This is a genomic window from Staphylococcus sp. HL28 (assembly GCF_021117155.1).
In the GTDB taxonomy this organism is placed as follows: Bacteria; Bacillota; Bacilli; order Staphylococcales; family Staphylococcaceae; genus Staphylococcus; species Staphylococcus warneri.
Map to the genome: position 1 here is coordinate 624,901 of NZ_CP088218.1, position 24,218 is coordinate 649,118.

24 protein-coding genes are annotated in these 24,218 nt (G+C 33.0%); 17 read left to right on the plus strand and 7 right to left on the minus strand.

The genetic code is table 11. The features are described from left to right. Positions 1 to 79: 79 nt before the first annotated feature. Both corA and fni read left to right on the plus strand, forming a co-directional pair. Positions 80 to 1,027, plus strand: a complete 948-nt coding sequence (gene corA, locus LPC11_RS02830) for a magnesium/cobalt transporter CorA (protein WP_023373791.1) — start codon at positions 80 to 82, stop codon at positions 1,025 to 1,027. 45 nt (positions 1,028 to 1,072) lie between these two features. Beyond that, positions 1,073 to 2,122, plus strand: a complete 1,050-nt coding sequence (gene fni, locus LPC11_RS02835) for a type 2 isopentenyl-diphosphate Delta-isomerase (RefSeq protein WP_023373789.1) — start codon at positions 1,073 to 1,075, stop codon at positions 2,120 to 2,122. Between the two features lie 62 nt (positions 2,123 to 2,184). On the opposite strand, the gene gltS is transcribed toward fni, so the two are convergent. Further along, positions 2,185 to 3,393, minus strand: a complete 1,209-nt coding sequence (gene gltS, locus LPC11_RS02840) for a sodium/glutamate symporter (RefSeq protein ID WP_002466302.1) — start codon at positions 3,391 to 3,393, stop codon at positions 2,185 to 2,187. Between the two features lie 334 nt (positions 3,394 to 3,727). Here gltS and LPC11_RS02845 point away from each other — a divergent pair, with 334 nt between their 5' ends. The 3 genes from LPC11_RS02845 to LPC11_RS02855 are packed head-to-tail and all read left to right on the plus strand — an operon-like array spanning position 3,728 to position 5,389. Further along, entirely contained in the window at positions 3,728 to 4,051 is a 324-nt protein-coding gene (locus LPC11_RS02845) for a PadR family transcriptional regulator (RefSeq protein WP_023373787.1), read from the plus strand. Then, positions 4,044 to 4,604, plus strand: coding sequence for an HAAS signaling domain-containing protein (locus LPC11_RS02850; protein ID WP_023373785.1), 561 nt, complete (start codon positions 4,044 to 4,046; stop codon positions 4,602 to 4,604). The genes LPC11_RS02845 and LPC11_RS02850 overlap by 8 nt, the downstream gene beginning before the upstream one ends. Next, positions 4,601 to 5,389 carry a DUF4097 family beta strand repeat-containing protein gene (locus tag LPC11_RS02855; RefSeq protein WP_023373783.1) on the plus strand — a complete coding sequence of 263 codons (789 nt, stop codon included), beginning with the start codon at positions 4,601 to 4,603 and terminating at the stop codon, positions 5,387 to 5,389. Before LPC11_RS02850 ends, LPC11_RS02855 begins: the two co-directional genes overlap by 4 nt. A gap of 100 nt (positions 5,390 to 5,489) precedes the next feature. On the opposite strand, the gene LPC11_RS02860 is transcribed toward LPC11_RS02855, so the two are convergent. Then, positions 5,490 to 6,098 (minus strand): DNA-3-methyladenine glycosylase, encoded by a 609-nt coding sequence (locus LPC11_RS02860; RefSeq protein ID WP_023373781.1) that lies wholly within the window; start codon positions 6,096 to 6,098, stop codon positions 5,490 to 5,492. A 197-nt stretch (positions 6,099 to 6,295) separates the two neighbouring features. Here LPC11_RS02860 and LPC11_RS02865 point away from each other — a divergent pair, with 197 nt between their 5' ends. The 3 genes from LPC11_RS02865 (at position 6,296) to LPC11_RS02875 (ending at position 7,973) form a co-directional block, all read left to right on the plus strand. Continuing rightward, positions 6,296 to 6,910, plus strand: coding sequence for a DUF805 domain-containing protein (locus LPC11_RS02865; protein ID WP_023373780.1), 615 nt, complete (start codon positions 6,296 to 6,298; stop codon positions 6,908 to 6,910). A gap of 128 nt (positions 6,911 to 7,038) precedes the next feature. Beyond that, a complete protein-coding gene (locus LPC11_RS02870) occupies positions 7,039 to 7,230 on the plus strand; it encodes a helix-turn-helix transcriptional regulator (RefSeq protein ID WP_023373778.1) in 192 nt (63 codons plus the stop codon). A 203-nt stretch (positions 7,231 to 7,433) separates the two neighbouring features. Next, complete coding sequence (locus LPC11_RS02875) at positions 7,434 to 7,973, plus strand: hypothetical protein (protein ID WP_231307342.1); 540 nt, start codon at positions 7,434 to 7,436, stop codon at positions 7,971 to 7,973. Between the two features lie 69 nt (positions 7,974 to 8,042). Here LPC11_RS02875 and LPC11_RS02880 read toward each other — a convergent pair whose 3' ends face one another. Then, on the minus strand, positions 8,043 to 9,668 hold the full coding sequence (locus tag LPC11_RS02880; RefSeq protein ID WP_023373774.1) for a ribulokinase: 1,626 nt from the start codon (positions 9,666 to 9,668) through the stop codon (positions 8,043 to 8,045). A 201-nt stretch (positions 9,669 to 9,869) separates the two neighbouring features. Here LPC11_RS02880 and LPC11_RS02885 point away from each other — a divergent pair, with 201 nt between their 5' ends. The 4 genes from LPC11_RS02885 to LPC11_RS02900 all read left to right on the plus strand — a co-directional run bounded on the left by LPC11_RS02885 (position 9,870) and on the right by LPC11_RS02900 (position 13,703). Beyond that, a complete protein-coding gene (locus LPC11_RS02885) occupies positions 9,870 to 10,769 on the plus strand; it encodes an ABC transporter ATP-binding protein (RefSeq protein ID WP_023373772.1) in 900 nt (299 codons plus the stop codon). After that, entirely contained in the window at positions 10,762 to 11,994 is a 1,233-nt protein-coding gene (locus LPC11_RS02890; RefSeq protein WP_023373770.1) for an ABC transporter permease, read from the plus strand. The genes LPC11_RS02885 and LPC11_RS02890 overlap by 8 nt, the downstream gene beginning before the upstream one ends. Before the next feature lie 342 nt (positions 11,995 to 12,336). Further along, a complete protein-coding gene (locus tag LPC11_RS02895; protein WP_023373768.1) occupies positions 12,337 to 12,663 on the plus strand; it encodes a YnfA family protein in 327 nt (108 codons plus the stop codon). 29 nt (positions 12,664 to 12,692) lie between these two features. Further along, positions 12,693 to 13,703 (plus strand): aldose epimerase family protein, encoded by a 1,011-nt coding sequence (locus LPC11_RS02900; RefSeq protein WP_023373766.1) that lies wholly within the window; start codon positions 12,693 to 12,695, stop codon positions 13,701 to 13,703. A gap of 72 nt (positions 13,704 to 13,775) precedes the next feature. Here the strand turns inward: LPC11_RS02900 and LPC11_RS02905 are convergent, their stop codons facing one another. After that, a complete protein-coding gene (locus LPC11_RS02905) occupies positions 13,776 to 14,429 on the minus strand; it encodes an MOSC domain-containing protein (RefSeq protein ID WP_023373764.1) in 654 nt (217 codons plus the stop codon). A 167-nt stretch (positions 14,430 to 14,596) separates the two neighbouring features. On the opposite strand from LPC11_RS02905, the gene LPC11_RS02910 reads away from it, so the two are divergent. Then, the gene (locus tag LPC11_RS02910; protein WP_023373762.1) at positions 14,597 to 15,289 is read left to right on the plus strand and encodes a ribose 5-phosphate isomerase A; all 693 of its coding nucleotides are present in this window, start codon (positions 14,597 to 14,599) and stop codon (positions 15,287 to 15,289) included. 93 nt (positions 15,290 to 15,382) lie between these two features. Here the strand turns inward: LPC11_RS02910 and LPC11_RS02915 are convergent, their stop codons facing one another. Further along, complete coding sequence (locus LPC11_RS02915; RefSeq protein WP_231307343.1) at positions 15,383 to 16,522, minus strand: FAD-dependent oxidoreductase; 1,140 nt, start codon at positions 16,520 to 16,522, stop codon at positions 15,383 to 15,385. A 155-nt stretch (positions 16,523 to 16,677) separates the two neighbouring features. Next, positions 16,678 to 17,769 carry a peptidoglycan release complex CPBP-like subunit SdpC gene (locus LPC11_RS02920; protein ID WP_107566424.1) on the minus strand — a complete coding sequence of 364 codons (1,092 nt, stop codon included), beginning with the start codon at positions 17,767 to 17,769 and terminating at the stop codon, positions 16,678 to 16,680. 235 nt (positions 17,770 to 18,004) lie between these two features. On the opposite strand from LPC11_RS02920, the gene hutG reads away from it, so the two are divergent. Further along, positions 18,005 to 18,940: a formimidoylglutamase gene (hutG, locus tag LPC11_RS02925; protein ID WP_023373756.1), complete on the plus strand. Its 936-nt coding sequence runs from the start codon at positions 18,005 to 18,007 to the stop codon at positions 18,938 to 18,940. Here the strand turns inward: hutG and LPC11_RS02930 are convergent. Beyond that, positions 18,935 to 19,804: a LysR family transcriptional regulator gene (locus LPC11_RS02930; protein ID WP_231307344.1), complete on the minus strand. Its 870-nt coding sequence runs from the start codon at positions 19,802 to 19,804 to the stop codon at positions 18,935 to 18,937. The genes hutG and LPC11_RS02930 overlap by 6 nt on opposite strands. 212 nt (positions 19,805 to 20,016) lie before the next feature. Here LPC11_RS02930 and hutU point away from each other — a divergent pair, with 212 nt between their 5' ends. From hutU to LPC11_RS02945, 3 genes are all read left to right on the plus strand, one after another. Next, the gene (gene hutU / locus LPC11_RS02935) at positions 20,017 to 21,678 is read left to right on the plus strand and encodes a urocanate hydratase (protein WP_015364762.1); all 1,662 of its coding nucleotides are present in this window, start codon (positions 20,017 to 20,019) and stop codon (positions 21,676 to 21,678) included. Further along, positions 21,678 to 22,913: an imidazolonepropionase gene (gene hutI / locus LPC11_RS02940; RefSeq protein WP_104681536.1), complete on the plus strand. Its 1,236-nt coding sequence runs from the start codon at positions 21,678 to 21,680 to the stop codon at positions 22,911 to 22,913. The genes hutU and hutI overlap by 1 nt, the downstream gene beginning before the upstream one ends. A gap of 136 nt (positions 22,914 to 23,049) precedes the next feature. Continuing rightward, positions 23,050 to 24,216, plus strand: coding sequence for a SulP family inorganic anion transporter (locus LPC11_RS02945; protein WP_231307345.1), 1,167 nt, complete (start codon positions 23,050 to 23,052; stop codon positions 24,214 to 24,216). Positions 24,217 to 24,218 lie beyond the last annotated feature (2 nt).

The following is a 24,218-nucleotide window of genomic DNA, read 5'->3' on the forward strand; positions in this document are numbered from 1 at the left end:
TTACTAAATTAAATTAAGACATACACGTAATTCAATTCATGATAAAATAAAAAAGAATTGCTTATCAGGGGGTAAAGAGATGACGATGACCATTCGATACCAAACCACTTCCCAACCATTAACAGAGGTGAGTCGCATAGAAGACGTTCCGAGTGAAGCGACCATTGTTTGGTATGACTTTGAAGATGCAACAGAGAAAGAAAATGAATTTTTAAGAAGTCATTTTGACTTTAACTATTTAGAAATCGATGATGCGATTAATGGCATTCCTCGAGCGAAATATAAAGCTTATGATGACTATCAATATATTGTGTTTCACAGTATATTAACACATGATTATGCTGCTATTGCTTTAAATGTTTTCTTGCAAGGTAATACATTGGTAACATATCATCATAAACGTTTTGAATCACTTAAAAAAGTAGTTATAGATAATCAAAAACATCATGTTTCTGATTTGGACTGTGCGGATATAGTGATACATATATTAGATAGCATGGTAGATAAATATTTTAATTTTGTTTATGACATTGAAGATAAGGTATATACATTTGAGGATAGACATGTAGATGATCGCTATAGTAAAAGCGTAATGGATAATGTATTCCAACTCCGTTCGGATCTAATTAAGATAAAGCGGGTACTATTCCCAATGCAAGAATTGGTTGATACTATTAAAAGTGAAGGTAAGTTAATTATCGATACAAAGCATTCTATGTACATACAACATATTGATGATCATTTAATTAAACAACGTAATGTGATTCGTACATCCCAAGAAATGACAAATGAAATACGTGAAAATTACGAATCCTATACTTCATTTAGAATGAATAATATTATGCAAATTTTAACATTAGTATCTGTTATATTTTCACCATTAACTTTTATTGCAGGTATCTACGGCATGAACTTTGCGTACATGCCAGAATTAAATTGGCATTATGGTTACTTTATTTGTCTGCTTGTCATGCTAATCATATCAATTATTTTAATTATCTTCTTCAAAAGAAAAAAATGGTTTTAAACCTTGTAATTATAAAATGAATCATTTGGAAAAGGCGGTATAGTAATGAGTGACTTTCAGAGAGAGCAAAGAAAAAATGAACATGTTGAAATAGCGATGGCTCAACATGATGCTACATTATCTGATTTTGATAAAGTGAGGTTTGTACATCATTCGATTCCAAATATTGATGTGGATGATGTAGATTTAACGACAAAGACATCCGATTTTAATTTGAAATATCCAGTTTATATCAACGCCATGACTGGTGGTAGTGACTGGACAAAACAAATTAATGAAAAATTAGCGATTGTTGCACGTGAAACGGGTCTTGCAATGGCTGTGGGATCAACGCATGCCGCATTACGAAATCCTAAAATGGCAGAATCATTTACGATTGTTCGAGAAACGAATCCAGACGGTGTAATTTTTAGTAATGTTGGTGCTGATGTACCAGTAGACAAAGCAGTTAAAGCTGTAGAACTATTAAATGCACAGGCACTACAGATTCATGTCAATTCACCTCAAGAATTAGTTATGCCTGAAGGTAATCGAGAGTTTGCTAATTGGATGGAAAATATCGAAGCCATTGTTAATGCAGTAAATGTACCTGTGATTGTGAAAGAAGTAGGATTTGGTATGAGCAAAGAGACATATCAATCACTACTTAATGTAGGCGTTACTTATGTCGATGTTAGCGGACGCGGTGGTACGAATTTCGTAGATATTGAAAATGAGAGACGTTCAAATAAAGATATGGACTATCTATCTAATTGGGGACAATCAACGGTTGAATCACTATTAGAAAGTTCTGATTTTCAAGATAAACTGAATGTCTTTGCAAGTGGAGGTTTACGTACACCTTTAGACGCTGTAAAATGTTTAGCGCTAGGTGCGAAAGCAGTTGGTATGTCACGTCCATTCCTAAATCAAGTTGAGCAAGCCGGTATAACACAAACGATTGAATATGTTGAATCATTTTTAGATCATATGAAGAAAATAATGACAATGTTAGATGCTAAAGATATCAATGAATTAACACATAAAGATATGATATTTAATACTGACTTGTTATCTTGGATTGAGCAACGTGGTTTAGATATCCATAGAGGTTAACTGAATCAAATTAAATAAGCCCGTACGTAAGACATGAGCATGTCGTACGTACGGGTATTTTATTATTGGAAAAATTGTATGAAGCCCATAACAATGATGACACCTATTAAGTCGATTAAGAAAGCTCCGACTATAGGGACTACTAAATAGGCTTTTGGCGAATTGCCATATTTTTTAGTAATAACATCTAAATTTGCCATTGCATTAGGTGTAGCACCTAAACCATGTCCTATAAATCCACCAACCATTACTGCCGCATCATAATCTTTTCCTAAACCTCTAAATAAAACGAAAATAGAGAACAAGATCATGAATACAACTTGTACTAGAACGATAATGATTAATGGTAAAGCTAATGAGTATATTTCAGTCAGCTGAATACTCATTAAAGCTAATGATAGGAAGATACCTAACGAAATATCTCCGATTTGTTCGTTAATTTTTAGGTCAACTATGTTGAAACCAGCAGCTTCAGAAATATTACGGACGAATACTGCGACGAACATTGAACCAACATACATCGGAATATTCACGTTTGTTAAATTAGTAAATGTATTACCAATATATGTACCCAGTGCCATACAGAAAACTAAAATTGTGAACTGTATAAAGAAAATTTGAGTAGGTTTATATTTTTCATGAAGTGATTGATTATATTCAACTTCACCATAATTTTTAAATGAATCGTCACTATGTTCAGGTTTTAGGTTATAACGTTTAATTAAGAACTTAACAACTGGTCCACCAATTAAACCACCAAATACTAAGCCTAATGTTGCGGCTGCAAGAGCGGCTGTGACAGCGGAATCAATCCCCATATCTTGAATGGTTTTACCATAAGCGGCCGCATTACCATGGCCACCTTCCATTGACATTGACCCTGCAGTTAAACCTAGTAAAGGTTTGATATTTAATAACTTCGCTAATGAAATACCAATCACATTTTGACAGAATGCCATAATGCCACAGAACATAAAGTACAATAGCATGACCTTTCCGCCAACTTTAAATAGTTTAAGAGATGCACCGAGTCCAATCGTTGTGAAGAATGCCAACATAAAGAAATCTTGTATAAATGAGGCATCTAATTTAATTTTGACAATATTAAATGAATCTAAGACAGCTACTAAAATAGCAAAAATTAAACCACCAATTACTGGTGCTGGAATACAAATTCTTCTTAAAATTGAGACATGATTTATGATCGTTTGACCAATAAGATATAAAATACATGCTAAACACAGTGTGGTAATAGCATCTAATTCAATCATTTTAACTCCCCCTTAGAAGTTATCCCAAAACCTATGTTTATGTGCTATTCAATTAAAATATGTAAGCGTTATAAAAAGCCACAATATCCATTATACATATGTGTGTACAATAAATCTAGTTTTGAAATTAATATCAATTATATTTATACCTATTAACCATTAATCTAAAATAGTTTTTATCTATATTTATTTAAAAATGTGAAAGAAAAGAATATGATAATTTGAAACTAGCTATTATTTAGTACCTTGCAATATACAGTAGTAAATGCTATATTATAGATAATTACTACTGTGTAATGTTCAGTACTGATTATTACACTATGGAGGTCTAGCTATGAACACACAGTTTAAAAAGGGTGCATTAGAACTGATCGTCTTACTCATCATCAAACGAGAAGATCAGTATGGTTATTCTTTAGTACAAAATATTTCTCGTTATATGACGATTGCAGAAGGCACTGTTTATCCTTTGTTACGAAGATTGGTAAAAAACGGAGAACTATCGACGTATTATCAACCATCAACCGAGGGACCATCGAGAAAATATTATCGGCTTACTGATCAAGGTCAAGAAAGATTAGCATTATTGAAAGAAGAATGGCAGATGTTTTCAAATGCAGTTAATACCTTTGTAGAGGAGAGTGAACGTAATGAATAAAGAAACTTATCTAAAGCAACTCATAAGTCATTTAAAACACATGGATAAGGATGAGAAAAAGGATATCTATAATGAATACGAAACACATTTTATAAGTGGTAAAAATGAAGGTAAATCAGAAGAAGAGATTTCCAAACATTTAGGAAACCCAAAGATGATTGCTAAAGAATTAAATGCTTCATTGGCTATTGATAAAGTTGATGAGAAAAAGAATGCAAAAAATATTTTGAGTGCTATTTTAGCGGTCATGGGTTTAGGATTACTTAATTTCTTTTTTGTATTAGTACCTGCATTCTTTATATTTATGTTCTTGCTTACTTTAGTTTTATTTACAATAACACTCTTAAGTGCACCAGTATTTTTAATTATTAAATATATTACTGAAGGTGTAAATGCTATTATTTTATTTGATGTTTATATGAGTGGTCTCATGTTTGGTATTGGTTTAATGCTATTAGCCATTAGCATTTTCTTATGTCATTGGATTCTTAAATTAACGATTATGTATTTAAAATGGAATATCTCAATTGTGAAAGGAAGTGTTCATTCATGAAAAAGCTAGTCTTAATGTTATTTATATTTGGGCTAATTTTAAGTATTGGATTTGGTATAGGCGTTTTTTCAGAATGGAAAACATTAGCTTCAAAGCAAGACAATGGCACTAAGTTAAATAAAGTTTATAAAGCACAAATTAATAGTATTGATCTAGATGTCGATGATAGTGATGTTGAAATCAAACGTGGTAGTACGTTCTCAATTAAAGAAAAAGGCAACTCAGATAAGAAAATAAATAGTGAGGTAAAAAACGGTAAATGGCATATTAGTGATCAAAATCATCAATCAAATATTAATTTTAGAATTGGTTACATGACAAATCATAAAATAATAATCACAGTTCCCAAAGCGATTGATCAATTAACTGTAAAAGGTGACTCTGGTGATGTCACTATCGACAATATAATAAGTAAGAAATCAGATATTACTGTAGATTCATCAGATATTTTCTTGAAAGATAGTAAGCTAGGAAAACTAAAAGTAAACAATGATTCAGGAGATATTTCAACAACTCATATCGAATTCACCAACGGCAAAATAGAAAATGATTCAGGAGATATAGAATTGAGTAAGAGTGTTCCAGATCAACCATTATATGTATCAAATGATAGTGGAGATATTACTTTGAATTACCAACATCATCCTAAAAATACTACATTTATTGCACATAATGATTCAGGAGATTCTAACTTAGATAACAAAGAATTAAAACGTCATCGAATTGGAAAAGGTGACAATAACGTCGAGATGTTTAATGACTCTGGGGATATCAACGTGCAATAAAGACATATTTTAAGAGAGGTCGAGACAAAAAGCTGCTTTTCGGATGCCTTTAATCGGTTACCAAGAGCACAAAAATTTATGTTTCGACCTCTCTATCGTTTTATTTCCAAGTATCGTCAGGATTTTGCATATCTGTTTTCTTCATTCGAGAGACATAAGGGTTCCCTTTAACTGTGTAACGAAGAGGTTTGTTAGTCCATTCGCCTTTATTCGGTATGCCTATACGTCCGCTTTCAATAATTGACTTAGGGTATTTACGATGTTTGATATCGATGGAAAGGCGGCATTGATTTAAAGTAGCACCATCAATTGAACGTGGAATATTAAAGGCTTTTGTCCATTTCCCAGGGCCATTAGTCACTTCAAAGCCACTTTTGCCACGATTGATTTTCATAGCTTCGATACCATCTTCAGGTTCGATTGCGCGTATAAGCACACCTTCAGGTACACCAACATCTCTTGTAACAAAGTTAATTAATAGATGCGTATGCATGACGTGTGCATAAATCGTACCACCTGTTTGATATAAAGAAGTCACTTTAGGCGTGCGTTTTCCACCATATCCGTGAGCAGCACGATCTTTAATACCCAGGTATGCTTCTGTTTCCACAATATAGCCACTATATGTTTGGTGTTCATCTCGATAAATAACGCGAACGCCGAGTAATGCTTTAGCTATGTCCGTTGTGCTACGTTGTCTAAAATCCATAAATTTGGCACCTCTATAAAAATATTTTTTATAAGAATTTATTCTAAAATTTCTTAAAATATTTTTGATTTATATTTTTAAATGTCTTGTTATTTGATACAATGACAATAGAAACAATATTATTACTTAATTAATGTATCAGAGTTATTAAGAGTAATAAAATAAATTGAATTGATGATCTGAAAGGAGCCACTAATATGAGAGAAAAAGTTGGTTTTAAAGCATCATTTAAATTATTTTGGTCAAATTATTTTAATTTTAAAGGGAGATCTAGACGTAGTGAGTATTGGTTTATGCAATTATGGCATTTAATCTTTTTGTGCCCTGCCATTATACTTATGATTATTGGTTACCCAAGTTTATTCTTAGGTGCATTTAATGAAAGTAGTGGCGCTTTAGGTGTTGGGATTATTTGTATAATCATAGGGACTATTTATATCCTTATTTATTCATTGGCTACTATTATTCCTAATTTGGCTATTTTAGCACGTCGCTTTCATGACACTTCTCGTTCAATGTTGATTCCAATCATTGCGTTCGTCATTGGGGTATTATTGAATGTATTTAATATTGTTATTAACGCTAGTGGCCTAATAGATAATGTAGGCGTATTGATCACATATTATATTATCGCTTTAATCTGTCTAGTATTAGGTGTTTATAATATTGTGGTGAGTTGCTTAGATAGTAAGAAGGAGAGCAACAAATATGGACCAAGTCCTAAATATGAAGTGAATGAACCGGTTAACGAACCGAATTACAATCCAGTAGACAAAGCGAATTTATATCGCAATACAACAAATGAAATTTAAAATTTAAAGGCTAGTGTCGATAATGACGCTAGCTTTTATTTCAATGTGAGTGTCATATATATTTGACACTTACGAAAATGACTGCCTATAATTAAAGTGATATTAACTGAAAGAAGTGATTGATTGCGTTGAATAGAGTGAAGCAATATCGAGCATATCAAAAGATGTCTCAACAAGAGCTAGCTAGGCGCATTGGTGTATCTAGACAGACAATCAATATGATAGAAAATGATAAATATAATCCATCACTTAAATTATGTATAAACATAGCTAAAGTATTATCCGTTACACTTAATGATTTATTTTGGGAAGGTGATTAATTATTTTTAACAAATTGGCATTTAAAGATGAATTGAAAAATGAATTTATAAGTGCTTATTTAGCAAAAGTAAGTGTGATTGTATGTATGATGATATTTTTAATATGGTATTTTGAAATCGTTTTTGATATCAATCGAAGTTATCTATCGCCGTTTTTAATAGGTGGGTTACTGATTCTAATAGTGACCCTTTGTAGATTAGTCATGTATGAAGAGTTTGTAGGTACACCGATGATTTATGTAAATGATGAGAAAGAAAAACGATTTTTAAATCGTAGAACAAGAATGAAACATATCCCTTTTTTAATTTTTATCATGATGTATCTAGCTTGTGTTGATAATATAGTGGTACCGTTAATAACTCATATTAAAATGTTCGATCATTTAATTTCGAGTATAGGTTTTATGATTGCGATTATAGTTATGATGTTTGTGAGCGATAAACGTATCAAAATATCTGACACACCAACGGTTCCAGCAATGGAGAAGATTAATACACAAGATCGTATGCTTAATATGATTCCAAATTATAATTTCAGTGATGAATATGAAAGAACTCGAATAATTAAGGCATATTCAAGTAATGCAATATGGCAATTAATCGCGTTATTGTTTGTAAGTGTCATTGATCTCGTTGTTGAACATATCATGGGGCATGTGCCTATTTCGAGTTATGTGGCAATCGCAGTAGTGGTCATTGCAGCACTATGTATCACTTATCAAATAAAAAAACTTAATTCATAAAAAAATAGCTATACTTGCGTTGAATCAATATGATCAACGACAAGTATAGCTATTTATATTTAATAACAATTATTCTGTTTCGTGGATATATGATAGTTCTGGATGTTCACGACCAAGTAAATCATGGAGTTTTTTATATTTATCAAATAATTTTTCATAATGTTTTACTTTTTCTGGATCTGGTTGTTTTTCATAATAAACAGGTTGTTTCATGTGTTGCACGGTTTCTTTTAATGTACCATATGCACCACCCACATTTGCGCCCAACATAGCAGCGCCTAATGCTGTTGCATTTGAAGATTCTAAGACGACAACTTTTTTATTTAATACGTTAGCATAGATGTCGACGAGTAATTGACTTTTTTTAGGGATACCGCCAGAAGCATAAACAGTATGAACTGGAATATCATTGTCTTCGAATTGTTTCATAATCATTTTAGTACCGAAAGCAGTAGATTCTAAATAAGCGCGATGAACCATTTCAAAAGGTGTTTGCAATGTTAAGCCAAAGACACTACCTGTTAAATGGCTATCACTTAAAATACTTCTATTACCATTGTGCCAGTCTAAGACAACCACGTGTTGGTCTTCAACAGGAATTTGTGATGCAAGCGTTTCTAAATATTCTAAGACGCTCTTATCTTGTTTTGCTGCTTCTTCAACGATATGTTGTGGTGCCATACGTTCAGAGTAACTAAACAAATCACCAACAGCTGCTTGACCCGCTTCATAAGCATATAACCCTGGAATAATAGCGTCTTTAACTGAACCTGTAATAGAAGGGATAGGTTCTTGTTTCGGGTCTAACATTAAGTGACATGTGCTTGTTCCTATAACCGGTGTGAATTCGCCTTTTTCAATTGCACCTGCACCTAAAACGCCAGAGTGGGCATCAATCATGTAAGGGGAAATCTGTACATTTGAAGATAGTCCCCATAAGTTTTGATAGTATTCTGATAATGAACCAGCGCTATCACCAATTTGAATGACAGGTGCTTCGCATTTATCTTTGACGATTTGTGGTAATTCTGGATCTACAGTTTCAAAGAAATCGTAATTAAAGCCATTCACTTCATCATAGAATCCTTTGAATCCTATACCACAGTTGGAGCGAATATTTTGGTTGACGAGTAAGCTTGTCATATAATCTCCAGCTTCCATTATATAATGGGCACGTTCTAATAATTCGGGTGCTTTATGTTTTACTTCGAGGATTTTAGGAATCATCCACTCACTGTTTACACTATGGCCATAATAATCTAACCAATTTTGATGAGCTTTCTCATTGGCTTCAACCATTTGAGTTGCTTCGTCTTGAGCACCATGATGTTTCCATAATTTAACATAGGCATGAGGATGATGAGATAGGTCTTCATTCATATGTAATGGTCTGAAATTCTCATCTAAAAAGACCACTGTGCAACTGGTAAAGTCAACACCAATACCTACGACCTCATCCTTATTAATTTGGCTTTCTTCTAAAACGTGTTTAACACCGTTTTCTAATACGTGGTGATAATCACCAGCATGTTGTAAGAAGTAATTATGGGGTAAAGTTTCTCCTCCTAATTCTTCAGCGATGGTACCATGTTGATAAGTTTCTTCATAACTTGAAACAATTTTTCCATCAGATGTATTTACCAAAATGACACGTCCTGATGCTGTGCCGTAATCGATACCAATACTATAACTCATTCTATATATCCCCTTTAAATTTGATGTCGTGTTTAATCATCTCTAAGAAGTTAATTTTAATTTAATCTTCTATGATAAAATTAATGATAGTGCTTACATAAATAATTGTAAAGTTTGACATATTGCAAAATCTAAATTCATTAATAGAACTAATAATGTTATATTAAATAATAAGAAAAATATTATTTGGGGAGGGTAAACATGTCATTACATATTGATCATGTGACGAAGAAGTTCAATCAATTTACGGCAGTCAATGATATTTCCATCCATCTTGAAAAAGGGAAAATGCTTGGCTTTTTAGGACGTAATGGTGCAGGTAAGACAACCACCTTTAGAATGATATTAGGATTAAGCGAACCTACTGAAGGACACATTACATATGATGGTCATGCGATTGATCAGTCAATGTATAATCGAATTGGCTACTTACCTGAAGAACGTGGTTTACATCCTAAAATGACTGTGGAAGATGAACTAACTTATCTTGCAACACTTAAAGGGATGTCCAAATCAGATATTAAGAAAAATATTGATTATTGGCTCAAACGATTTGCCATAACAGAAAATCGTCATAAACGTATTGATGCGTTATCCAAAGGTAATCAACAAAAAATTCAATTATTAGCAAGTATGTTGCATCAACCGGAATTGCTGATATTAGATGAACCTTTTAGTGGATTAGACCCTGTTAATGTTGAATTACTCAAATCAGCTGTAAAAGATTTAAATGATCAAGGTTCAACAATTATTTATAGTTCTCATCGTATGGAACATGTTGAAGAATTATGTGACGATGTATGTATCTTGAACCATGGTGAACTTGTGGTATCTGGTGACATACATGACGTGAAGGCCTCACATGGTTATAAGCAAGTTATCATCGAAACTGATAAATCAATGCCTGACATAACAGGTATTGAAGGTGTGATGAGTGTTGAAACAAATAAACGTCATATCAAAGTGACGATACAAGATGAATCCGTTGCAGAAAAAATATATCATCATGTCATCTCATATGGATATGTACGTCGTTTCCAAGTGTTAGAACCTTCCCTTAAAGACATCTTTATTGATAAGGTGGGTGATTTGCATGAATAAATTTTGGGCTACATTCGGACTTACATATAAAAGTAAAGTGAAATCTAAATCCTTTATCATCTTCATGGCCATTGTCATTATTTTAATGATTGCATTATCCAATGCCGATAAAATCATGGATATGTTTAAAGGTGATGGTGATCAAATCGGTATCGTAACGAATAGTGAGCCAATATACAAAGCCATTAAACAACAAGGAAATGTGATTGATGAAGATGCTTCATTTAAAAAGGTAAGTAAACAAGAAGCGAAGAAACAAGTGAAAAATGAAAAGTTAAAAGAAGCCTATATCATTAAGGTGAAAGATAAACAACAGTTATCAGCAACGATCTTGAGTAAAGAAAGTGTCTCACAAGAAAAAGAGCAAAAAATAAATGGGGTACTGACATCGCTTCAATCCAAACTAGTCGCATCGCAACTACATTTAAGTAACAATGATTTGAAAAAATTACAGTCCCAAAGTAAGGTTGACAGTCAAGTCCTCTCAGATAAGAAAGATCAGCAACTTGATGAAGGTCAAAAACTACTTAATTTAGTTCTAGTATATGCGATTCTAATGTTGATGTTCTTTATTGTTTTCAATTACGCAACACAAGTTGCAATGGAAATTGCCACAGAAAAAACATCAAGAGTCATTGAAATGATTATTACGAGTGTTTCTCCAATCACTCATATTATGGCTAAAATTGCAGGGGTTATCGCTGTCGCTTTAACACAAATTGTAATGATTGTTGTAGTTGCTATCATTTGCATATTTGCCTTTGATTTAAAACGAATGTTAAAAGGCTTTAATGTATCCATGAGTCATATCACTTGGCAAGTTTTAATCGTAGGATTGTTATGTATGATCATCGGAATATTAACATATGTATTGCTAGCGGCAATATTAGGTTCTTTAGCAACAAGAATTGAAGATATTAACCAAACATTAATGCCACTAACTTTATTTGCAATGATTGCTTTTTATATTGCGATATTCAGTATGTTTAAACCTGATATTTTATTAATAAAAATTACTAGCTTTATACCTTTTTTAGCGCCTTTTGAATTGTTAGTACGTGCCCAATCGACTGAGTTACAAGTTTGGGAAATCATCGTTAGTATATTAATATCAGTTGTAGTGATGTTTATTTTATTATGGATCGCCGTTAAAACATATAAAGATTCTGTATTAACTTTTGAAAAAGGACTATTTAATACTATTAAAAAGGTTATGAAAAAATAATTAAAAAAGAGGAAGCTCGTTAAATTAAACTTGTAAGAGTTTACAAAACGTTCTTCCTCTTTAATTTGCATTTTACTATGGCATATTAGTAGAAAAAGTGTAACAATATGTATGTATTAGCAAGCACGTTAATATAATACAATAGAAGACAAATAGGCATCACAAGCGACATTATATATATTGATAAGTGACGCTCTATCCCAAGTTACTTATCAATATATATAAGGAAATGATAATCAAATTCATGCCTTAGATTTTAGAGGTAGATAATTCATATGAACTCATGTATGTTGTATAAAGTGAAGCTTCATAGATAATGAACAGAAAGGCGTAATGTTTGTGATGGTTTATTCTTTTTTAATATTTATATTAGCGGGTTTATGTGAAATTGGAGGCGGCTACTTAATATGGTTATGGCTTCGCGAAGGTCAACCATCGTGGCTAGGCGTTATTGGCGGCTTGATACTCATCTTGTATGGTGTAATAGCAACACTACAAACATTTCCGACATTTGGAAGAGTATATGCTGCATACGGAGGCGTATTCATCGTTATGAGTTTAGTTTGGTCTATGCTTATAGATAAGAATATGCCAGATAAATACGATGTATTGGGTGCATTCGTCTGTTTAATAGGCGTCTTAATTATGCTGCTACCACATAGGGCATAATAAACGTGTTTGAAAGGGAGAAGTATGTAATGAATGTTGAAATTGAGCATCAAAGATATGGTGTAGACTTAATTAAAATTGATAATGAAGAGACCAAAATTGTGTTTACAAATTATGGTGCGAGAATTGTGTCATGGAAATATCATGACAACAATATTGTATTAGGGAATGTTGTTGAAGCGGATGAATTTTATTTTGATAATCCATTTAGATTTGGGGCGACTGTTGGACGATATGGTGGTCGTATTTCAAATGCGACTTTTAATTTAGAAGGTGAAACATATCAATTAGAAACCAATGATGGCCAACATCATATTCACGGTGGTAGTCATGGTTTAGATTCTAAATTATTTGACTATGAAGTTGTAGACGATTTAGGACATGTCAAAATCATTTTCAAAACAACGTTACAAGAAATAGATGATCATTATCCAGGAGATATGGAAATTAAAGTCACTCACACATATGATGCGAATCATTGTTGGACAATTCAATACGAAGCTACATCAACGAAAACGACTCTGTTTAACCCTATGAACCATGTTTATTTTAATCTTAATCGTGATAATAACGTTATTGATAATCATCGAGTGTCTAGCTCTAAATTGAATATGTATCCGTTAAATGATGATCATATGATTAATTCAGACAATACGTTAGATTTACAACAAATATTTAATAAGGACGGCATATATTTTAAAGACATATTTGACAGCAACCATGATCAGATATCACAACAAGTGGCTCAATTTAATGGTTTAGATCATCCATTCAAAGTAGGGGAACAACAATTATCAATAGATAATGATGAGTTTCAATTAGACGTTAAAACTGACATGCCTTATGTCGTATTATATACATTTAATCAACCGAAAAATTGGAAAAGCGATTCTAATATTTATAAAGCACATTCAGGATTAACAATCGAGGCACAATATTTACCGAATGATATTAACTTATATGGTGATCAAGCTTTATCAATATTAAAAGCGAATGAAATATTTTATTCACAAACAAGCTATCAAATTCATGAAAAATAAGTAAAAGAGTAGAACAAGCATCGTTATTTACGATGTAATTGTTCTACTCTTTTTATTCTAATTTATCAATGTTTATTTTGTTGCACGTTGATACATTTTTTCTAGTTTTTCGTACCTTTTAGTTGATAAATATGGATTTTTCAGTGCAGTTGCAATTCGACTTGCATTTTTTCTGTCGTTATAATAAATGTCGTTTAATGTTTGAACGGAAAGTTGTGTATCCAATTCAGCTTCTTTTATTAATTCTAAGTGATGATGTTGACTCACAAATCCTTCTTTAATGACGCGACAGTAAAAGCCCGTTTTTCCTGATTGAGACATACGTTTAACCAAGTCAGAAAGCCCGTACTTTGCTTGGATTTTCCAGCAAGGTTCTCTAATTTCAGAAACTTCGATAATTGCATCGCCTAATTGATATTGGTTACCGAAATAAACGCTGCTTTCATCTAAATCTTCAATTGTCAGATTCTCACCGAACATGGCGTACTCTGGCATATCGAATAAATCATCACGATACATGTCATAGTTCTTTTTGCTAAAACAACACACTGCTTTATCTGGACCACCATGATCTTTATAGGCTTGTTCATCATCAACAAATCCTAATTTTGATAACCACATTTGACCTTTAAAAGGTTGTTTATTAATTGCTGATTGCATGGGCTTGGCATCTTTGTATTGAAGTGACTCTATTTTTCCTGTTGAAATGGCGTACACTGGTATCATCATGGTCCCCCTAAATCATTGTATGAAGTGTATTTTACTATAGAATTTCATTTTTATGAAAGATTTTAAAATATATTAAAAATTAAACGTTGATTATGGTATGTTAAATTGAAAAAGTCATGTAAAATAAGAAATGTAAACGATTTAGAAAAGGGGCTCATGACGTGATGAATGATGTAAAACAACTCAAAATGATGACACTAGATGATGTTTTAAGTCAAATCGAGGATGGTATGACGCTCGGTATTGGCACAGGAAGTACAATTGAATTATTAGTGCCTAAAATTGCTCAACTTATTGAGGAAAAACATTATAATATTATCGGAGTATGTACTTCTAATAAGACGGCGTTTTTAGCTAAAGAATTAAATATTAATATTGTTGATGTCAATGATGTCGATAAAATTGATTTAGCTATTGATGGTGCAGACGAAGTAGATCCTCAACTTAATCTCATTAAAGGTGGCGGTGGTGCGCTATTTAGGGAAAAAGTGATTGATGAAATGGCAGACCGCTTTGTCGTGATTGCTGATGAAAACAAAGTTGTTAACTACCTAGGTGAAACATTTAAATTACCGGTTGAAGTAGATAAATTTAACTGGTATCAAGTTGCTAAGAAAATAGAAACGGTTGACGGCGTGACAACACAACGTCGTGTTACGGATGATGTCCCATTTACGACTGATAATGGTAATTATATTTTAGATTGTGCATTACCAAAAGGTATTGATCCTTATGACATGCATGAATTTTTAATTCATATCACAGGTGTTTTAGAAACAGGTTATTTCCTTGATGTGGCTGACCAAGCAATTATCGGCACACAACAAGGTGTTAAAAAGATGAATCGACAAGCATAATGTTTTGTAAATTAAACGAATACACAATATTAAAAGCGTCTATGGCCGTTAATGAAAACGACTATAGACGCTTATTTTAATATGATTCAACTTTTATTGTGCACTGTTGAATAAATCGACTAAACTTTGAGGACTATTTGTTCCGAGACAAATATCTAATAATTCATGAGATTCTTTAGCTTCTTCCTCACTTCTAGGGAACATTTTTTCTTCATATAAAGCAATAGCTTTATCAATATCATTTGGATGTTCAGCGATTAATTCCGCTAATTCTGCACCGTCTAACATAGCTAAATTAGCACCTTCACCAGATGGTGCCATTAAATGTGCAGCATCACCAATTAATGTAATACCAGATTGATGTTCCCAACGATGTGTATCAGGTAGAGCATTAATTTTACGAGGTGTAATAGAACTATCCGCTTCAGTGATTAAGGCAGTGACTTCTGGTGACCAACCTTTAAATTCAGCAGCTATAGTATTTGTTGCTTCTTGACCATTTGAAAAATCAATGCTATCTATCCATTCGCTATCACAATTCATTTGAATATACGTGTGTAAAATATCGCCTGCTTCTCTATGAGCAACAATACCTTTATTTGGTGATAGAGCATACATTGCGCCTTTGCCTACTTTGTCAGCTGTTTTAGGATATTGACGATCAACATCATATAAATAGGTTTCAATAAAGGTATAACCAGAATAATGTGGTTTAATATCAGTTAATATATTGCGTACTTTAGACCAAGCACCATCTGCACCAATAAGTTGATCAGTTGTTACAGATGTGTTATCTCTAAATACAACTTTATATTGTTTTTTATCCAATTTTTCTACGTGGTCTTCTTTTTTATTCCATTCAATCATGTCTTCTGGTAATGAGTCGATTAAAATATTTCTTAAATCACCACGTAAAACTTCTGGTCGGCCATTGGATTCATCGTCAGGTAAATCTAACAGTAATTCACCATTTTGATTTACGATACGTGTTGCGTCAGCGCCTTTTTGAATAATAGAACGAAATTCATCCATTAAGTTTGCCTTTTCAAGTGCAACTTGACCATTATATTCATGTATATCTAATTGACCGCCTTGTGTACGTGCGTCACGTGATGCATCAGATTCATACACTTTAGCAGGTATACCATTCACATAAAGCACACGTGCTAATGTTAAACCACCGATGCCACCACCAATTATAGTAATAGGGTTATTGTTTTCTTCTAAATTCATCAAACCACTCCTTTAAGAATGCGAAAATATATTATAGTATCTTAACATGCATTATCAATAAAATACTGCCTGGCTAGATTTACCCATTTTGGTTCGATACTTAAACGTTAAAAAACCCGTCCACTCATTAATATGAAGGTGACGGGTTTAATATATTAATTTTTATTGTTAGGGCTATGTTCTTCAGTTTGTTTGATTTCATCTTGTAAATCAGAAACAACTGATGAGCGACGGTCTTGTTTATATGATGTATGCTCTTTTAAATGATCAGTAGCATCAGCGTCTTGGCTATGATCTTGAACGTCATGTTTATTGTCTTGATGTTGAGCATCTAATGTATCTTTCTGACGATCATGATGATCTGAGCTTTTACTATTATCATGCTTAGTTTCAGAATAATCATCGTCTTGTTCATCGCTAACATGATCTAAATAATTATTAGGTTCTACTTCATCTAAACTTTGATTCGTTTTTTTATAAAAGATAGCACGAATCATTAAGCTTAAAATGATATAGATTAAACCAACAGCAGTAGTAGCTAGCGCGATGACTTTCATTGAGAATAAATCACCAATTTCTTCACTAAACAAGAATACTAAACCAAATGACATTGCTGCGTGGAAAAGCGTAGCAATATAAATAGTACGTCCATTAGTGGCTCTAATTAACTCACCCACAATCATTGAGAAAGCAAAAGTATATAAGAAATGATAGCCGGCGAACTCAAGGCCGTATGTTGTATTAGCATTGAAGATAGAGTAAATGATACCTACAACAATACTAGCAAATAATGTATTCATCTTTGTTTCAACGATGTGTTGCAAATATGAACGGAAACCAAATTCTACTACGAACGCCATAATTAAATGACCAATTAAAATTGCGAATATTGACACAGACAAATCAGATGCTTGTAGTAGGATGAAACTATCTGCAAATGTATTGAAGCAGAACATACCGATAATAAAAATAAATAAAGGTATGATTAATGCGAGTAATAAACGCTCAATAACTTTGAGACTAAATGTGAATTTTAAACTCGCCATTTGTTCTTTTTTATGTTTAAAGACAAGTAGACATATGATAGCTGCAATAAATGGAGAAAGGTCTGTAATGTCGAATACAAAACGTTTCACGCCTATTGCTGCTTGGAAATCTCTAAGTATTACGAATAAGGCCATTGTCACGACAAAAAATACAAATATTGTCATTGCCCATTGAAACCCAGAAATTCGATTGTTTTTCATTTTATGTAACCTCCATTACGGAAACAAGCAATTATTGTTTTATTTACAATTATACATCTTAAAAGATGATAGATAAATTGTCTATTTTAATTATCATCAAAATGTAATAGTAATGAATTATAAACGTAATTAAATTTAGGTTAAACGGGAATATAAGAACAACATTGAATTAAGTATGAGCCAAAGTTATACTTTAATTATAAGGATAAAGCAAAGAAATCAAGGGGGAAGAACAATGTATCAACTAGCTGAACCAAGCTTATGGACTGGAAGATTAGATAGTGAAACAGATGCCAAACAATTTAGACATTTTCAAACTATACAATTTAATGACTTAAGACAAGTAGAATTAACACCTAAACAGAAAGGTGTTGGTATCTTAGGTTATGCGATTGATAAAGGTGTAGAACTAAATAAAGGACGTGTAGGTGCAAAAGAGGGGCCTAATGCGATCAAAAAGGCGTTTGCGGGCTTACCAGATTTGAATCAATGTGAACAAATCGTTGATTATGGTAATGTCGAACATGATCATGACGCATTAATTGATACGCAAAAGGAATTTGCAGAATTAGCAGCCAAGTCTATTCATAATCATAAACAAACATTCTTATTAGGTGGTGGGCATGATATCGCCTATGCACAATATTTAGCAACTAGACAAGTGTATCCTAATGAGTCAATTGGTGTTATTAATATTGATGCCCACTTTGATACACGTGATGAAGGTGAATCCACTTCAGGTACAAGTTTTAGACAAATACTAGAACAAGATGATAATGCAGATTACATGGTATTAGGCATTTCTCAAGGGGGTAACACACAAGGTTTATTCGACTACGCTAAAGAAAAAGGTGTATCGTTTGTGTATGCAGATGAATTATTACATCAAGTATCACCACCGATTAAAGATATGATTGAACGATTTATTCATGATCATGATGTCATCATGTTTACGATTTGTATGGATGTTGTAGATAGTGCCTTTGCACCAGGTGTTAGTGCCCCAGCAGTCTTAGGCATCTATCCACATACAGTGTTTGAATTAGCGAAACGCATTGTCCCAAGTGAAAAGGTTAAATCAGTAAGTATTGCTGAAATGAACCCTAAATATGATCAAGATAATCGCACAGCGAAACTCATTGCGAATTTAGTGCATCACTTCTTATTATAAGTTCCAATAATCAATACATTGTTCAATAAGAGAAAGTACTTGTTCAGAGTGCTTTCTCTTTTTTAAATAATTAATATAAATTTTGCGTCCTAAATTAGGGCGTATTTTAATGTAGTCTAAATTCCGTGTATTAAATGATTGGTAATAAAATCGAGGAATAACCGCATAACCAATACCTAAATGGACTAGATTAGTAGCTGATTCAAAACGATCAGATTCCATAATGATATTAGGATGGATACCCATTCTATTAAAATAATCATCTAAGTGTTTACGAACTTGAGAGTTTTTATTCGGCAAAATTAAAGGTAAGTCATCCAATTGAATCGTTTTTTGTTTTGGAAATGCATCCTTTGGTGTTAGTAATATATAAGATTCTTTATAAAGTGCGATGGATGTAATATCTTGATGGCGTATTTCTTCGTTTGTTAAGGCAAAATGAACATTAAAGTTGGTAAGTTGCTCAATGGATTGATGTTGATCATGCACCTCATAAATTCGGTATTGCTGATTAGGGTAATGTTGATGATGCGCACGGATGACATTGGCCATCCATTGACTCGTGGATTCTAAAATGCCCATTTTAATACGAGGTTCCGAAGACACATTTAAATCATACATTTTTTCAACTGTTGAACGATAGGATTCTACTAGATTTTCAGCATATTTATAAAACTGAATGCCTTTTTCAGTGATTTTAATATCTTTGGTAGTACGCATAAATAAGTCGTATCCTAAATCGGCTTCCATCTTTTTAATAGCTGCAGTTAAGGAAGGTTGACTAATATGTAAAAAATTAGCGGCTTTTGTAAAACTATTGTGTTTTACAACGGCTAAAAAATATTCTAATTGAATGATTTTCATAGGTCATCTCCTATATGTCATAGTTTTTATCTATAAATGATTAGTTTATTTATATTTGTTATCTATATCTTAGCATAATATAATATAGTTGTAACAACCTGATTAATAGTGATTGTTATCTTTTAAATAGTACGAATATTTAGAAGATAATGATTAAAGAGAAACTTAATATATTTTGGATTTTGATATTATTTCGGATGGGAGAGATAGTAATGAGAGAAATTCATGCAAAAAAAGGGTTAGATATCGAATGTAAAGGTTGGGAACAAGAAGCAGTACTACGAATGCTATATAATAACTTAGATCCAGAAGTAGCGGAACACCCAGAAGAACTTGTGGTATATGGTGGTATTGGTAAAGCTGCTCGTAACTGGAAAGCCTTTGAAGCAATTGAAAATACATTAAGAGATTTAGAAGCAGATGAAACAATGCTTGTACAATCTGGTAAACCAGTAGCAGTATTTAAAACACATGAAGAAGCGCCACGAGTATTAATTTCAAATTCAGTTCTAGTACCTGAATGGGCGAACTGGGACCATTTTAATGAATTAGATAAAAAGGGCTTAATGATGTATGGTCAAATGACAGCAGGTAGTTGGATTTATATTGGTTCACAAGGTATTGTTCAAGGTACTTATGAAACATTTGCTGAACTTGGTAATCAAGAATATCAAAGTGATTTAACAGGTACAGTGACACTTACTGCTGGATTAGGTGGTATGGGCGGTGCACAACCACTTGCTGTGACTATGAATAATGGTGTAGCTATTTGTGTAGATGTCGACGAAAGTCGTGTTGATAAACGTGTCGAAACAAAATATTGCGATATCAAGACTAACGATTTAGATGAAGCATTAAAATTAGCTGAAGACGCTAGACAAAAAGGGGAAGCTTTATCTATCGGATTAGTAGGTAATGCAGTAGACATTCACAAAGCTATTTTAGACAAAGGATTTAAAATTGATATTATTACTGACCAAACAAGTGCACATGACCCATTAAATGGTTATGTACCACAAGGTTACTCAGTTGAAGAAGCCAAAAAACTACGTAAAGAAGATCCAAAAAAATACGTAGAATTATCTCAAGCTTCAATGGCTAAACATGTAGAGTTAATGCTTGAATTCCAAAAACAAGGTGCTGTTGCTTTTGACTATGGTAACAATATCCGTCAAGTTGCATATAACAATGGAGTAAAAAATGCATTTGATTTCCCAGGATTTGTGCCTGCATATATTAGACCATTATTCTGTGAAGGTAAAGGACCATTCCGTTTTGCAGCATTAAGTGGTGATCCAAAAGATATTGAACGTGCAGATGAAGAAATGAGAAAATTATTCCCAGATAATGAAAAATTAATTCGTTGGTTAGATCTAGCAGAAGAGAAAATTTCTTATCAAGGTTTACCATCAAGAATTGCATGGTTAGGCTATGAAGAACGTGCCAAAATGGGACTAGCACTTAATAAGTTAGTGCGTGATGGTGAAATTTCTGCACCAATTGTTATCGGACGAGATCATTTAGATTCTGGTTCAGTAGCAAGTCCAAACCGTGAAACAGAAGGTATGCGTGACGGAAGTGATGCTGTAGGTGACTGGGCTGTACTTAATGCATTAATTAATACTGCAGCAGGCGGTTCTTGGATTTCATTCCACCATGGCGGTGGCGTAGGTATGGGTTATTCATTACATGCTGGTATGGTTGTTGTTGCAGACGGCTCAGAACGTGCAGATCGTCGATTAGGACGTGTATTAACTACAGATCCGGGTATGGGAGTAGTAAGACATGTTGATGCTGGTTATGACATCGCCATTCAAACGGCTAAAGATAAAGGCATCAAAATTCCAATGATTGATGAAGCAGGTGATAAATAATGAACGATTTAATTATTCAAAACATTAAAGAGCTTATTTTACCTAAGTCGACTGATCGCCCTTTAAAAGGTGCGGAACTTGATCAATTAGATGTGATTGAAAATGGTACGGTAGTTGTGAACGACGGTAAAATTGTATATTCAGGACCACATACTGATAAATATGATGCTGAACAAGTGATTGATGCTACAGGTAAAGTAGTGTCACCATCATTGATTGATGCACACACGCACTTAGTTTTCGGTGGCTCAAGAGAACATGAAATGTCATTGAAACGCCAAGGTAAATCTTATTTAGAAATATTAGAATCAGGTGGCGGTATTTTATCAACAGTTAAAGCCACACGCGAGATTAGTGAAGAAGATTTATTTAAAAAAGCTGAACACGATTTACTAACAATGATTCAACATGGTGTTTTAGGCGTTGAAAGTAAAAGTGGTTATGGTTTAGATAAAGAAAATGAACTTAAACAATTAAGAGTGTCTAATCGTTTAGCAGAGAAATACGGTTTAGATATGAGACATACATTCCTAGGACCACATGCGGTTCCAGAAGAAGCGGAGTCAAATGAAGCGTTCTTAAATGAGATGATTGAGCTTTTACCAGAAGTAAAAGAATATGCTGACTTTGCAGATATCTTCTGTGAAACGGGTGTATTCTCAGTTGAAGAATCTAAACATTATATGCAAAAAGCGAAAGAGGCAGGCTTTAAAGTTAAAATTCATGCTGATGAAATTGATCCACTTGGTGGTCTAGAGTTAGCTATTGATGAAAATGCAATTTCTGCTGATCACCTTGTTGCTTCAAGTGCAGAAGGTAAAGCAAAATTAAAAAATAGTGACACAGTAGCGGTATTATTACCTGCTACGACATTCTATCTAGATAAAAATGATTATGCAGATGCGAGAGGTATGCTAGATAATGATGGTGCTATCGCTATTGCAACTGACTATAACCCTGGTAGTAGTGTTACTAATAACTTACAATTAGCTATGGCCATTGCTGCATTAAAATTAAAATTATCACCAAATGAAGTTTGGAATGCGGTAACAGTTAATGCAGCAAAAGCTATTGATTTAGACGCAGGTACAATTAATGAAGGCGACAAAGCTAATATCGTTATTTGGAATGCGCCAAACCATGAATATATTCCTTATCACTTTGGTATCAACCATGCTCAAAAAGTAATTAAAGATGGTAGAGTAATTGTAGATAATGAATTTTCATTAGACTAGGACAAAGAATTCATTGATATGACCGTGCCGACATTGTCGGTACGGTTTTTTGTTTATAATAAAAAGGGAATGGCGTATTTTTAGAAAAGTTTGACAATTATGTTAACATAATTAGACAAGGAGATGGATAAACCTAATGTTTACATACCGTCAATACTTAAAACAGTGGCAAGGTAAATATCAACAAAATATTCTTAGCGGTATTTTGATGGGCTTAGCTTTATTGGCAGTATCGATAGCTTTTTCTTTTATTGTTCATGTTAAACCTTCCATTGGATTAATGAGTTGTGGGTTGATGATGTGTTTGATTAGTATATTTGGTAAAAGAGTTTCGATGGTATCGGGACCGAGTAGTGGGATTTCAATCATTGGAGGACCTCTCGTTAACCAATATGGCACTCATTTTTTATTTTTAGCAACTATGATGATGGGAATGATGTTGATTATTTTAGGACTGTTACACATTGATCAGTTGCTTAAATACATTCCTAATACAGTAGTGATAGGATTTATGAATGCCTTAGGTATTTTACTTCTATCAACACAAATAAAGTATATATTCGGCAAATCAATGTCTACATATATCGTCGCGTGTTTAACATTTATCATTATCTATTTAGCAGGAAAGTGGATAAAATCGATTCCAGCGCCGTTAATAGCCATATTTGTTATTACTTTATTAACAACCTTCATACATCCACATTTACAATATGTTTATGATTTAGCGAGTATACATTTTAAAATGCCTAGTTTTGCAATATTTAATTTGTCTATGTCTATTGAAGCATGGATTATCATCTTTAAATATGCATTAACTATGACAATTATTTCTGTTATTCAAACAAATTTAACTACACATATGGTTGATATGATTAGTAATACTGAGTCTCATAAGGATAAAGAAATCATTGGACAAGGTATATCAAACTTTATAGTAGGAAGTATTGGAGGTTATGGCTCAAGCGGCTTAGTTGGACAATCGAAATTTAATTATAATATGGGAGCGACAAGTCGATTATCTACATTGATTACAGGTTTGTTTTTACTATTATGCATGGTAGTGTTAGGTCCAATAGTTGGTCTAATACCCATGGTTGTTTTAGCTTCAGTACTAGTAACCGTTTCATTAAGTACATTTGATCGACGAACATTTAAGTATATTCAATCATCTCCAATTCAGAATGCGAGTGTCATATTGCTAACGATGGTACTAATACTATGGACGCATAATCTAGCTGTGGGTGTTATCATTGGCACAATTTTTTATTACCTAATGAACTATTTTATAAAGAAAGTGGGATGATT